The organism is Streptomyces sp. NPDC055239 (assembly GCF_053606205.1).
Genome location: NZ_JBSGRD010000015.1, coordinates 235635 through 247689 on the forward strand (window position 1 = coordinate 235635; position 12055 = coordinate 247689).

The window sequence follows — 12055 nt, forward strand, 5'->3', positions numbered from 1 at the left end:
TGGAACTTCGCCGGGTGGGGAGGCGTTGCCAGGTTGGCAGAGGGACGTGCGGAACGCGTACGGACGAAGCGAACAGGCAGCCGAGGTGGCACGGATGGCGATGTGGGACCGGATCAAGGACCAGGCCAAGGGACTGCAGCAGCAGTCGCAGGGGACACGCGGCTCCGGCGGGCACGGGCGGCCGGGGTCAGGATCCGGAGGGGGGTCGAAGGCGCAGCTCGTGGGCGTGCTCAAGTCCCAGCTCACCTCCCTCAAGACGGAGCTGAAGAGCGGCGCCTACCGCGACGCGAGCATGGCCATGTGCGCCTTGGTCGCGGCAGCGGACGGGACGGTCGACCCGGCCGAACGGCAGCATGTGGAGTCGCTGATCCTGCAGAACGACGTCCTGAAGAACTTCCCGCCGGAGCAGCTGAGGCAGCGGTTCAACAAGCACGCCGACCAGTTGACGTTCAACTTCCAGCAGGGCAAGACCGAGGCCATGCAGGAGATCGCCAAGGCGGCGAAGAAGCCGATGGAGGCCAAGGCGGTCGTGCAGACCGGGTTCGTCGTCGCCGGAGCGGACGGGTACATCGCCCCGGCCGAGGAGCAGGTCCTGCGGGAAGCGTGCACGGCGCTCGGCGTCTCTCCGCAGGAGTTCGGCCTCTGATCCGATCAGGGCTCGCTGACCGACAATGACCGTATGACGGTGGCACTGCTGTGCAGTTGGGGCCCGCACCTCAAGGTGCGGGCCCCAACTGCTCCCGCGCGCCCGCCCCATCCGGCGTCCGCGCTTCCCCTCTGCGCCCAACTGCCGTGACAGCCACGTAACTCGCGGCGGCGAGCACCTCGAATCCGGCGGCCACCACCAGGGCGCCGGAGAGCGACCACGTGGCGATCGGACCGCCGATGCCCGCTCCGATCGCATAGCCGGTGATCTTCAGACTCGCTCCCGTGGTGAAGATCTGGCCGCGCAGCCGCTCCGGCGCCTCGCGATGACGCACGGCGAACAGTGCGGTCAACTGCGGTCCGGCGGCGGCCCCCGCGAGCGCCATGGCGACGAAGAGCGGGACGGGCGAGACCGTGGCGGCGAGGAGGAACGCGGCGGCGAGCACCAGCGTGCTGCCGAGCACCGTCGTGTCCGGGAGCAGCATGCCGGGCCGCCTGGCCACCAGTACGTTCGCCGCGAGGGACGCGACCGCGAGAGCAGCGAGGAAGAAGGTCCCGGCGTTCGTCGTGCCCAACGCCTCCTCACCGAGAAGGGGGCTGCACGTGACCAGCATGCCGACGCCGATGTACGAGATCACGGAGGTGACCGTGGCGCGGGCCAGGGACCTGGCGCGAAGGATGGCGCGGAAGCCGGAGACCAAGTCACCGACGACCGATGTCCGGCGGCGCCGCGAGGAGGCCGTGGGATCCGCGGGGTCCGCGGGGTCCGCGGGCAGCGTCCACGCGACCGGCAGAGCAAGTGCGATCAGCGCCACGGCCGCGACGACGCCGGTCTCGGCACTGGCGAGCACGGCGACCACTCCGGCGAGTGCCGGTCCCGCCAGGCTCGCGAAGTTGTACGTCATCGCATCGAGCGCGGTGGCCCGCGCCAGTCCGTCCGGCTCGACGACCCGGGGAAGCTGTGAGGTCCACCCGCCGGCCAGAGCGGGGCCGAGGAGCCCGCCGAGCACGGCGGTCGCGATGACGACGGGGAGGGGAAGTCGCCCCAGAATCAACAAGATCACTACGAGCGCTGCGGAGTAGGCGGCAAGGGCGCCGGCCAGTAATCGCCCCGGGGCCGCGGCCCTGTCGAGCATGGCTCCGAACACGGGCCCGCCGACCGCGGCCGAGATCGTGATCCCCGACAGGAGCGCGGACCCTGCCGAGGCGGAATCGGTGGCCGCGACGCCCACCAGAAGCAGGGCGGGGCCTGACATTTCGTCACCGGCACGGGCGGTGGCGGCCCCGGCGACGTAGAGCGGCAATCTGTAACGCATCAGCATAGTTGTTACGTTACGCAGTAACGGCAAAACTCGATATAAGCGTTACGCTCTCCCTGTGCCCTCCAACCGTGAGCCCGGGGACGACGACTGGTGCACCCGCCACTCCGTCCTGCGGACCGCTCAGCGCGCCGCCGCACTCGTCAACGTCCTGACGGCCGTCGAAACGCCCACGCCTGCTGACGTAGCAGCCGTGCTGCGCGAGTACGGCGAGGTCGACCCGCTGGATGTGTCCCGCGAGGACGTACGGCAGATGCGGCCAGTGGCGGACTCCCTCCGCGACGTATTCGCTTCCCCTGATGTCGACACGGCAGCGACCCGGCTGAACGGGCTCCTGGCCGGGGGATCAGGACCGGCCCGTCTCACCTCGCACGAGGGCCGGACCCCGTGGCACATCCATCTCGACAGCGACGACGACGCGCCGTGGGCGGAGTGGTTCCTTGCCTCCTCCTGCATGGCGATGACCGTCCTCGTCTGGGACCGGCAGCGGCCCCCCGGCGGAGTGTGTGCCGCGCGACACTGCGCCAATGTCTTCGTCGCAGGTGGCGGACAGCCCCGCCGCTACTGCTCGGGCCGCTGCGCGACACGAGAGCGCGTGGCGAGCCACCGCCGTAGCCGCCCGGCCTCGTAGAAGAACCCGACGCGGGTCTTGTTTCCTTGCGACCTGACGACTAGTCATATGGCTAATCGAAATATGGGCGCACGAGGAATCCGTGTGCCCGGGGCGCAACCCCCTGGAGGCCACGTGAAGTTCTCCGTCATCTTCGAAGCACAGCTCGCCGACCCCACCGTCGAGCGTGAGCACCAACTCATCCGCGACAGCGTCGAACAGGCCGTCCTGGCCGAGGAGATGGGGTTCGACCGCGTCTGGGCGGTCGAGCACCACTCCCTCAAGTGGTACGCCCACATGAGCGCCCCGGAGATCTTCCTGACCTGGGTCGCCGCGCGCACGAGCACCATTCGCATCGGGCACGGCGTGGTCTGCATGCCGTTCCGCTTCAATCACCCGGCGCGCGTCGCCGAGCGCGCCGCCATGCTCGATCTGCTGTCCGGAGGGCGGCTCGACCTCGGGGCAGGGCGTGGCGGGACGCTCCAGGAGACGTCGCTCTGCGGCGTCGACAAGGAACGTACGACCCAGGAGGTCGAGGAAGCGCTCCAGATCATCGGGAAGGCCTGGGAGAGCGAGGAGTTGGAGCATCACGGCGCGCTGCTCGACATCGACCCTCATCCGATCCTGCCCCGGCCGCACCAGACCCCGCACCCGCCGCTCTTCCTCGCCTGCAGCAGGACCGAGACCCTGACGCAGGCCGCCGAACTCGGCATCGGCGCACTGGTGATGGGCTTCGCGGGGCCCGATTCGATCGCCGAGATGCGTGCGGCGTACGACGCGGCGATCGCGGGGCGCAGCGACGCGCGCTTCGTGTCCAGCGTCGTCAACGACCACTTCTCCGTGCTCTGTCCGACCATCGTGCTCGACGACCGGGAAGCCGCCCGGCGCACGGGCATTCGCGGGCAGCGGTTCTTCGCACAGTCCATCGGGCACTGGTACGGCGGCGCGGGCATCCCCGACGAGGCCGTGGTCGAAGGGGCCGACGAGGCGGCCGCGATGCGCGAGGCCGCCGAGCAGGTCGTCGCGCGGCTGCACGAGCACGACATACCCGTCCGGCCCACGTCCACGGCCACCTTCAACGCCGATCACGCCTATGGGACCGCCGACGACGCCATCGCGTACGTGGAACGGCTCCGCGACGCCGGGGCCGACGAGATCATGTGCCTCATCCAGATGGGCACCGTCCCGCAGGAGGCGTGCATGGAGACCCTGCGGCAGTGGGGCGAGAAGGTCATCCCGTATTTCCGCGCCCAGGAGACGGGGTGACGACGGCGACGGCGGCCGACACGGGCGGCGACCGCCTCGCCCCGGGCGCGCGGCCCCTGGTCGACGCGCTGAGCGCCGCCTTTCCCGACCTCGGCGGCACCGTCACCGACGCGGCCGAGGCCCGCCGCATCCTGGCCGCGGCCCCCGCCTCGGGCAAGACCGCGCCGCCGGTGGGGGCGGTCGAGGAGCGGGTCGTCCCCGGCCCGGCCGGTGCGCCTGATCTGTCCGTACGCATCTACAGCCCCGAGCCTGTACGCGCTTGCAGTCCCGAACCTCCCGAACGCGCGAGCCACCCCCGCCCCACCGTCGTCTTCTTCCACGGCGGCGGCTACACCCTCTGCGACCTCGACACCCACGACGCCACCGCCCGCACCCTCTGCGCCGGGTCGGGCGCCGTCGTGGTCTCCGTCGCCTACCGTCTCGCCCCCGAGCACCGCTTCCCCGCGGCCACCGAGGACGCGTACGCGGCGCTGTGCTGGGCCGCTGCCCAGACGCGGGCAGGGGCCCTCGGCGGCGATCCGGGCGCCGTGGTGACGGCGGGGGACAGCAGCGGGGGCGGACTCGCCGCCGTCGCCGCCCTGATGGCGCGGGATCGCGGAGGGCCCGCCGTGGCGCTCCAGGTGCTGATCTATCCCGTGCTCGACGCGGGGCGGGGCAGCAACCCGTATACGTCGAACGCGACCGGCTACTTCCTCACCGCCGCGCACATGCGCTGGTTCTGGGAGCAGTATCTGGGCCCGGACGGCGACGGCACGCACCCCTACGCCTCACCTCTGCGCGCGGACCTCGCCGCGCTGCCGCCCGCGCACATCGTCACCGCGGGCTGCGATCCGCTCTGCGACGAGGGCGCGGAGTACGCGGTCAAGCTGCGTCTGGCGGGGGTTCTGGTGACGCGGGGGCACTATCCGGAGATGTTCCACGGCTTCCTGGGTTTCCCGCAGCACCTGAGCGATGCGCGGGCCGCGGTGGCAGATGTGGCAGAAGTAGTCGCATCAGCGGTACGCGGCAGGAAAATCAGCGGTGATGTTGGGGGTGTCACAGGATAATCTCCCGAGCCTCCCCTTGTGGCGGGAACCTCGCACGCATACGGTGTCCTTACGCGAGGTTCTCCCGTGGAGGTTGACAAGTGACGGATATTCTTGTGCAGAGGGTTACGGAAGGTGCGGTTCCTCCCGCGAGTGGGGGTGTCCCCATGGGAAGGGTCGTGGAGCACCCGGCTTGGCCGATGCTCAAGGACGCCGTGGAAGAGATCCGCCCGTGGCAGTCCGCGGACGGTTCGATCGACTTCGACGCGGAAGGCGCTCCGGCGAAGTCCGTGGCCGAACTCGCCGTCGATCGCGCGCTGTCCGCGATCGAGCAGCTCGCCCCGCTCCTGCCGCACGACGCCGCGTACCACCAGGCGCTCGGAGCGGACCTGCGGCGCTGGGCGGACGACGGGTTCAAGGTGCCGGACTTCCTCGACTCGCTGCTCGCCTTCCAGCCCGCGGCCGACCGCGAGGACGGCCTGCAGCACCTCGTGGTCTTCCCGATGTACACGCAGAACGGCAATCCGGACCGCAATCTCGAAGCGGTCGTGCTGCGCATGGTCTGGCCCCAGTGGCTGGCCGACCTGGAGCGCACGCGCTACGACAACCCGCTGTTCTGCGGCATCACCTTCGAGGACTTCACCGCCGGGTACGACACGAACTCGGCCGTGCTCTTCCCCGAGACCATCGCCGTGCGCGAAGCCCCCGAGCGCTTCAGCTGGGGCGGGATCTTCTGCGACCGCGAGGCCGCCCGCTTCCGCCGCGTCACCGAGGCCTCCGTCGACATCCTCGGGCTCGAACTGCCCGACGACATCCGCGAGATGATCGGCGACCAGGACCGCTGCCAGCAGGCGTTCGTCCTGTGGGACATGGTGCATGACCGCACCCACAGCCACGGCGACCTGCCGTTCGACCCCTTCATGATCAAGCAGCGCCAGCCGTTCTGGATGTACGGCCTCGAGGAGCTGCGCTGCGACCTCACCGCCTTCAAGGAGGCCGTGAAGCTGGAGGCCGAGGGCGTCCCGCAGGCGCGCGACGTGCAGTACGCCGTCCTCTTCGACCGGATGTTCCGCTTCCCGGTCACGGGCGACCGCGTCAAGAACTACGACGGACTCGGCGGCCAGCTGCTCTTCGCGTACCTCCACAAGCACGACGTCGTCCGCTGGACCGACAACAAGCTCAAGATCGACTGGGAGCGCGCGCCGCAGGTCACCAACCAGCTGTGCTCCGAGATCGAGGAGCTCTACCGCGCGGGCATCGACCGCCCCAAGCTCGTCCACTGGTTCGCCGCGTACGACCTGGTGTCCCAGTACCTCGCCCCGCACCCCGGATCGCGCTGGGCCAAGGGCCCGGACGCCCTGGACGTGCAGCTTCCGCCCCGTAAACTCGTCGACGACGTGCTCCCTGACGAGTTTCCGCTCAGCATGTTCTATGAGGCGCTTGCCAAGAAGCTCAAGCACGTGATCGCCTCCACCAAGGGGATCACCGCGACGAGCGCCGAGCAGGTTGCCGCGTGAGCGCCCACACCGAGGAGGCGAGGACGATGTCCGCACTTGATGGAGCTGTGGTCGCGGTCGCGGGGGCAGGCGGTCCCGCGGGCCGTGCCACGCTGCTGAGGCTCGCCGAGGCCGGAGCCACGGTCGTGGCGTCCGACGCCGACGCGGCGCGCCTCGCGGAGGCCGTGGACGCCGCCCGGTACGCGCACGGCGGGGCCACCGTCATAGGGGACACGGTCGACCTCCTCGACCTGGGCGCGGCCCGGGAGTGGGCCACCCGCACGGAGAAGGAGTTCGGGCGGATCGACGGCCTGGTCCACCTCGTCGGCGGCTGGCGCGGCAGCGCCACCTTCGCCGAGACCGACCTCACCGACTGGGACCTCCTCGAAAAGCTCCTGATCCGTACGGTGCAGCACACATCGCTCGCCTTCCAGGAGGGCCTGCAGCGCAGCGACCGCGGCCGTTACCTCCTGATCAGCGCGGCCGGCGCCTCCAAGCCGACGGCGGGCAACGCGGCGTACTCCGCCTCGAAGGCCGCAGCCGAGGCCTGGACACTCGCCCTCGGCGACGCCTTCCGCAAGGCGGGGAAGGCGGAGGGCGAGCAGGGCCTGACGTCGGCGGCTGCGATCCTGGTGGTCAAGGCGCTGGTGCACGACGCGATGCGCGCGGAGCGGCCCAACGCGAAGTTCGCGGGCTTCACGGACGTCACGGAGCTGGCCGAGGCCATCGCCGGAGTCTGGGAGCGGCCCGCCGGAGAAGTGAACGGAACCCGCCTGTGGCTGACCGAGAAGCCGTGACCGCTCGCGACACCCGTGACAGAGAACCCGTGAACCCTCCGAAGACCGACGCGCGCCGTCACCACGACCCGGATGTACGGGGCTTCGCCAGCGACAACTACGCGGGCGCCCACCCGGAGGTGCTCGCCGCCATCGCCCTCGCCAACGGCGGTCACCAGATCGCGTACGGCGAGGACGACTACACGGCCAACCTCCAGCAGATCATCCGCGGTCACTTCGGCCCCACGGCCGAGGCGTTCCCGGTCTTCAACGGCACGGGAGCGAACGTCGTCGCGCTCCAGGCGGTCACCGACCGCTGGGGCGCGGTGATCTGCGCCGAGTCCGCGCACATCCACGTCGACGAGGGCGGCGCCCCCGAGCGCATGGGCGGCCTCAAGCTGCTCACGGTGCCCACGCCCGACGGCAAGCTCACGCCCGAGCTGATCGACAAGCAGGCGTTCGGCTGGGACGACGAGCACCGGGCGATGCCGCAGGTCGTCTCGATCGCGCAGAACACCGAACTGGGCACGCTCTACACGCCCGACGAGATCCGCGCCATCTGCGACCACGCGCACGGGCTGGGCATGAAGGTGCACCTCGACGGCTCGCGGATATCGAACGCCGCCGCGTCGCTCGACGTCCCCATGCGGACCTTCACGAACGCGGTCGGCGTGGACATCCTGTCCCTGGGCGGCACGAAGAACGGCGCGCTCTTCGGAGAGGCCGTCGTCGTCCTCAACCAGGACGCCGTCAAGCACATGAAGCACCTGCGCAAGCTGTCCATGCAGCTCGCCTCCAAGATGCGCTTCGTCTCGGTGCAGTTGGAGGCCCTGCTCGCCAAGGACCTCTGGCTGCGCAACGCCCGGCACGCGAACGAGATGGCGCAGCGCCTCGCGGAGGGTGTGCGCGCGGTCCACGGCGTGGAGATCCTCTACCCGGTGCAGGCCAACGCGGTCTTCGCACGGCTGCCGCACGACGTGAGCGAGCGGCTGCAGAAGCTGTACCGCTTCTACTTCTGGGACGAGGCGGCGGGCGACGTCCGCTGGATGTGCGCGTTCGACACGCGTGAGGAGGACGTGGACGGATTCGTGGCGGCGCTCAAGGAAGAGATGGCGCGCTAGTCGTCACCTGACACCTTCTGATCGCTGCATAGATATGCGGTCGACCGTAAAAGCATTGACGTGCGGTCGATCGCATTTCTATGCTCCCGTCGCATGCAGCTGATCCAGGAAACCCCCGACCTCTCCGCCTATGTGGCCGCCGACGAGGTCGTCGACCACCATCACCCGCTCGTCCGCGAGGCGGCGGCGCGCCTCGCCGCCGAGTCCGCGGATTCATACGCATACGCTCACGCGGCCTACGAGTTCGTGCGCGACGCCATCCCGCACTCCGCCGACAGCGGCGACATGCGCGTGACCTGGCGCGCCTCCGACGTCCTGGAGCAGGGCACGGGCATCTGTCACGCCAAGTCCCACGCGCTGGCCGCGCTGCTGCGGGCCGAGGACATTCCCGCCGCGTTCTGCTATCAGCGGCTGACGCACGACGCGGGTACGGGGCATGTCCTGCACGGTCTGGTCGCCGTCCGCTTCCGGGGTGCCTGGCACCGGCAGGACTGCCGGGGCAACAAGCCCGGGGTCGACGCCCGGTTCTCCCTCGATGGTGAGCGGCTCGCCTACGTGACGGAGAGTGAGTCCAGTGAGGTGGACTATCCAGTACTCTATGCTGCACCGCACCCGACGGTTCTGCGCGCCCTGAAAGACGCCCCGGACCGGCCGTACCTGTGGGAGCACCTTCCCGACGCACTCTGAACGCGAGGCAGACGATGACCTTCCAGATCACCGTGACCGACGACGTGCGCGCCCTCGCGCCCGGCTTCACCCACGTCGCCATCGAGGCCTACGGACTCGTCAACGGACCCAGCACCGACGAGACCTCGGTCCTCCTCGACGAGGCCGCGCGCCGCCTCGCCGGGCGGCTCCAGGGCCGCGCCCCGCACGAGGACCCGCACATGGTGGCCTGGCGCGCGGCGTACACCGCCTTCGGCGCCAAGCCGTCCCGCACGCGCAACTCCGCCGAGGCGCTCGCCAAGCGGGCCCTGGCCGATGGCGGACTGCCCAGGATCAACACCCTCGTCGACATCTACAACGCGATCAGCGTCGCCCACCTGATCCCGGTCGGCGGCGAGGACCTGGACCACATCAAGGGCGGCATGCGCCTGGTGCGGGCCACCGGCAGCGAGGCCTTCACCACCCTGGCCGGGGGCGAGCAGGTCGTCGAGCGCCCGGACGCGGGGGAGGTCGTCTGGTGCGACGACGAAGGCGTCACGTGCCGCCGCTGGAACTGGCGTCAGGGGCCGCGCACCCGCCTCACGGAGGAGACGGTCAACGCCATCTTCCTGCTGGAGGGGATGGGTCCTGACTCCGGCGCCGAGGCCGCGGGCGCGGAACTGGCCGAGCTGCTCGAAAAGTTCAGCCCCGGCGCGCGACTCACGGTCCACGCGCCGGAGCGGGCGTCGTCCGAGCGCCCGGAGTAGGTGCCCGGAGCGAGCGCCCGGAGTAATCGATTCAGCTCGCCTCGGCGGCCTTCACCTCGGCCGGAGTCGGCGCGGTACCGCCGAGGTGCGCCGGCATCCACCACGTGTCGTCCGGGCCCTTGGGGCGTACGGGATAGGCGCGCTGAGCGGCCTCGAGGAGCTCCTGGCAGCGCTCGCGAAGGCGCCGGGTGATCGCGCCCGCGAACTGGTCCTTCGGAGCCTCGATGGGCTCGCCGACCCGGATCGTGATCGGGATGTGGCTGCGCTTGAAGTTGCGCGGCTGCCCCTTGGTCCACAGGCGCTGCGTGCCCCACAGCGCCATCGGGATCAGCGGGACCCCGGCCTCCTGGGCCATGCGCGCGGCGCCCGACTTGAAGCTCTTCAGGGTGAACGACGGGGAGATCGTCGCCTCGGGGAAGACTCCGATGATCTCTCCGGAGCGCAGCGATTCGAGCGCGTGCTGATAGGCCGTCTCGCCCTGCTTGCGGTCGACGGGGATGTGCTTCATCCCGCGCATCAGCGGGCCGCCGATCCTGTGCCGGAAGACCGACTCCTTGGCCATGAAGCGCACGAGCCGCTTCTGCGGCAGCGCCGCGAGGCCGTCGAAGATGAAGTCGAGATAACTGATGTGGTTGCTGACCAACACCGCACCGCCGGTGAGCGGGATGTTCTCCGACCCCTTGCAGTCGATCTTCAGGTCCCATGCCTTGAACAGCGTTTTCGCGGCACCGATGACCGGACGGTAGACAAGCTCTGCCATGGGTGGGGAGGGCCCTTCGTGTCTGCCTTGGGAGGGGGCTCCCGGCGGGAGGTTACGCAGCCGTAGGTTTTTCGGCGTTGCGCAGATCGTGCCCCAAGAACGGACGGCTGACCACCCATCGTGCCCCGTGGGCGCGAGATTCTCGTCACGTTGGGAATGTTCACGGGCGCGGGAACGCTGAAGACGGGGACGGTTGGATCATGGCGTGAGGGGCGGGAGGCTGACGTGCACAAACGTGATGCGGGGGACCGGTTCGACGCGCCGGGTCCTGGCGTGTGGGCGGGGTACGCACTGGGGGACCGGGCGACGCTCGTGCAGTTCTCCAGCGCCTTCTGCCAGCCCTGCCGGGCCACCCGCCGCGTCCTCGCGGACGTGGCCGAAATGGTTCCCGGCGTCTCTCATGTCGAGATCGACGCCGAGGCCGAACTCGAACTCGTACGGGAACTGCGCATCCTCAAGACGCCTACCGTGCTGGTGCTCGACGCGGACGGACAGGTCGTGCGGCGCGCGACCGGGCAGCCGCGCAGGGCCGATGTGATCGCCGCCCTCGGCGAGGCCGTGTGAGGCGTGGCGTGAGGGGGAGGAGAAACGCGATGACACAGGTCCAGAGCTTGCGGAGCCGTCTTCCACATCGCGGAACGGACTTGACTGCACCCGCCACCTATCGCGAGCCTGCTCCCATGCCTCCGGAGCTCCTTCTCGTCGAGCGCGTCCACGTGGACCTCGGCCGTCATGCAAGTGCGCGCTGTCCGGGCTGCTGAGCAGCCACGGAACCGCTCGTACCTCCTGCAGAAGGACAATTCCATGACGGCCACGCCCGATCTCCGCACACCCCGACTCGCCTCCCCCGACCTCCTGCGCTCCGTTTTCCGGCAGCACGCGGCGGGGGTCGCGGTGATCACCGCCCAGGGTCCCGCCGGACCCGTCGGCTTCACCGCCACCTCGCTCGTCTCGGTCTCCGCCGAGCCTCCGATGCTCTCGTTCGGCATCGGTACGGGGGCGTCCAGCTGGCCCGCGGTCTCGGAGGCCGAACACGTCGGCGTCCACATACTCGGCGAGCACCAGCTCGACCTCGCCACGACCTTCGCGCGCAGCGGCGCCGACCGCTTCGGCGCGGGCACGCGGTGGTTCGAGGGGCCCGAGGGCGTGCCCGTGCTCGACGGCACGCTGGCCTGGCTCGTCTGCAAGGTCGCGGCGCGGGTGCCCGCCGGTGACCACCGCATCGTCCTCGCGGAGGCCGTCCTCGGTGACCCCGCAGGCGCGGGTCGGCCCCTGCTCTACCACCAGGGGCGCTTCAACGCGCTGCGCGACTGAAAGTTCCCGGATGACCCTCCCGGCGCCCGATTACAGAGCGTTGGGAAGGTCACAGTTCAAAGCGCTTGCTTAGTGGGAATGTACTGGGTGTACTGGCGAGTAATATTCTGGTCGGAGCGCGGGCCGCCCCGACCGGGATCCGCCCCTTCAGGCGCCTATGCTGCCTGCAAGAAGGCAGTGGCCAGAGCAAGGCAGCAGCCCAGTAAAGACGATGCAGTAGGAGAGTCGGCGTGAGCTTGAGGATCGTTGTCACCGTGAAGTACGTGCCCGACGCCACCGGCGACCGGCACTTCGCCGATGACCTGACCGTC

Annotated in this window: 13 protein-coding genes and 1 pseudogene; 12 read left to right on the forward strand and 2 right to left on the reverse strand. The window is 69.9% G+C overall.

The features are described 5' to 3' along the window. Positions 1-94: 94 nt before the first annotated feature. Positions 95-646, forward strand: coding sequence for a tellurite resistance TerB family protein (locus ACWFRJ_RS37330; protein ID WP_453541523.1), 552 nt, complete (start codon positions 95-97; stop codon positions 644-646). Between the two features lie 70 nt (positions 647-716). On the opposite strand, the gene ACWFRJ_RS37335 is transcribed toward ACWFRJ_RS37330, so the two are convergent. Then, positions 717-1961, reverse strand: coding sequence for an MFS transporter (locus ACWFRJ_RS37335; protein WP_453541526.1), 1245 nt, complete (start codon positions 1959-1961; stop codon positions 717-719). A gap of 61 nt (positions 1962-2022) precedes the next feature. Between ACWFRJ_RS37335 and ACWFRJ_RS37340 the strand changes: the two genes are divergently transcribed. The 8 genes from ACWFRJ_RS37340 to ACWFRJ_RS37375 all read left to right on the forward strand — a co-directional run bounded on the left by ACWFRJ_RS37340 (position 2023) and on the right by ACWFRJ_RS37375 (position 9670). Then, positions 2023-2595, forward strand: a complete 573-nt coding sequence (locus ACWFRJ_RS37340) for a CGNR zinc finger domain-containing protein (protein WP_453541528.1) — start codon at positions 2023-2025, stop codon at positions 2593-2595. A gap of 114 nt (positions 2596-2709) precedes the next feature. Then, positions 2710-3840, forward strand: a complete 1131-nt coding sequence (locus ACWFRJ_RS37345) for an LLM class flavin-dependent oxidoreductase (RefSeq protein ID WP_453541531.1) — start codon at positions 2710-2712, stop codon at positions 3838-3840. Continuing rightward, positions 3837-4886, forward strand: a complete 1050-nt coding sequence (locus ACWFRJ_RS37350; protein ID WP_453541534.1) for an alpha/beta hydrolase fold domain-containing protein — start codon at positions 3837-3839, stop codon at positions 4884-4886. The genes ACWFRJ_RS37345 and ACWFRJ_RS37350 overlap by 4 nt, the downstream gene beginning before the upstream one ends. An 80-nt stretch (positions 4887-4966) precedes the next feature. Continuing rightward, positions 4967-6382, forward strand: coding sequence for a DUF6421 family protein (locus ACWFRJ_RS37355; protein WP_453541537.1), 1416 nt, complete (start codon positions 4967-4969; stop codon positions 6380-6382). Positions 6383-6408: 26 nt separating this feature from the next. After that, positions 6409-7158 carry an SDR family NAD(P)-dependent oxidoreductase gene (locus tag ACWFRJ_RS37360; RefSeq protein ID WP_453541540.1) on the forward strand — a complete coding sequence of 250 codons (750 nt, stop codon included), beginning with the start codon at positions 6409-6411 and terminating at the stop codon, positions 7156-7158. A 29-nt stretch (positions 7159-7187) separates the two neighbouring features. Beyond that, positions 7188-8258, forward strand: a complete 1071-nt coding sequence (locus ACWFRJ_RS37365) for a threonine aldolase family protein (RefSeq protein ID WP_453541543.1) — start codon at positions 7188-7190, stop codon at positions 8256-8258. Positions 8259-8351: 93 nt separating this feature from the next. Next, the gene (locus ACWFRJ_RS37370; protein ID WP_453541546.1) at positions 8352-8945 is read left to right on the forward strand and encodes a transglutaminase-like domain-containing protein; all 594 of its coding nucleotides are present in this window, start codon (positions 8352-8354) and stop codon (positions 8943-8945) included. Between the two features lie 14 nt (positions 8946-8959). After that, a complete protein-coding gene (locus ACWFRJ_RS37375; RefSeq protein ID WP_453541549.1) occupies positions 8960-9670 on the forward strand; it encodes a B3/B4 domain-containing protein in 711 nt (236 codons plus the stop codon). A gap of 31 nt (positions 9671-9701) precedes the next feature. Here the strand turns inward: ACWFRJ_RS37375 and ACWFRJ_RS37380 are convergent, their stop codons facing one another. After that, positions 9702-10430: a lysophospholipid acyltransferase family protein gene (locus tag ACWFRJ_RS37380; protein WP_453541552.1), complete on the reverse strand. Its 729-nt coding sequence runs from the start codon at positions 10428-10430 to the stop codon at positions 9702-9704. 156 nt (positions 10431-10586) lie between these two features. On the opposite strand from ACWFRJ_RS37380, the gene ACWFRJ_RS37385 reads away from it, so the two are divergent. The 3 genes and pseudogenes from ACWFRJ_RS37385 to ACWFRJ_RS37395 form a co-directional block, all read left to right on the forward strand. After that, positions 10587-10994, forward strand: a complete 408-nt coding sequence (locus tag ACWFRJ_RS37385; protein WP_453541597.1) for a thioredoxin family protein — start codon at positions 10587-10589, stop codon at positions 10992-10994. A gap of 240 nt (positions 10995-11234) precedes the next feature. Next, entirely contained in the window at positions 11235-11744 is a 510-nt protein-coding gene (locus ACWFRJ_RS37390; protein WP_453541555.1) for a flavin reductase family protein, read from the forward strand. Positions 11745-11974: 230 nt separating this feature from the next. Further along, positions 11975-12055 (forward strand): annotated as a pseudogene (locus ACWFRJ_RS37395) (electron transfer flavoprotein subunit beta); the annotation flags it as partial.

Bases quoted from the DNA above. Each gene is read 5' to 3' on its own strand.
- ACWFRJ_RS37330 (WP_453541523.1), top strand. From the start codon at position 95: ATGGCGATGTGGGACCGGATCAAGGACCAGGCCAAGGGACTGCAGCAG.
- ACWFRJ_RS37335 (WP_453541526.1), bottom strand. From the start codon at position 1,961: ATGCGTTACAGATTGCCGCTCTACGTCGCCGGGGCCGCCACCGCCCGT.
- ACWFRJ_RS37360 (WP_453541540.1), top strand. From the start codon at position 6,409: ATGTCCGCACTTGATGGAGCTGTGGTCGCGGTCGCGGGGGCAGGCGGT.
- ACWFRJ_RS37370 (WP_453541546.1), top strand. From the start codon at position 8,352: ATGCAGCTGATCCAGGAAACCCCCGACCTCTCCGCCTATGTGGCCGCC.
- ACWFRJ_RS37375 (WP_453541549.1), top strand. From the start codon at position 8,960: ATGACCTTCCAGATCACCGTGACCGACGACGTGCGCGCCCTCGCGCCC.
- ACWFRJ_RS37380 (WP_453541552.1), bottom strand. From the start codon at position 10,430: ATGGCAGAGCTTGTCTACCGTCCGGTCATCGGTGCCGCGAAAACGCTG.
- ACWFRJ_RS37385 (WP_453541597.1), top strand. From the start codon at position 10,587: ATGTTCACGGGCGCGGGAACGCTGAAGACGGGGACGGTTGGATCATGG.
- ACWFRJ_RS37390 (WP_453541555.1), top strand. From the start codon at position 11,235: ATGACGGCCACGCCCGATCTCCGCACACCCCGACTCGCCTCCCCCGAC.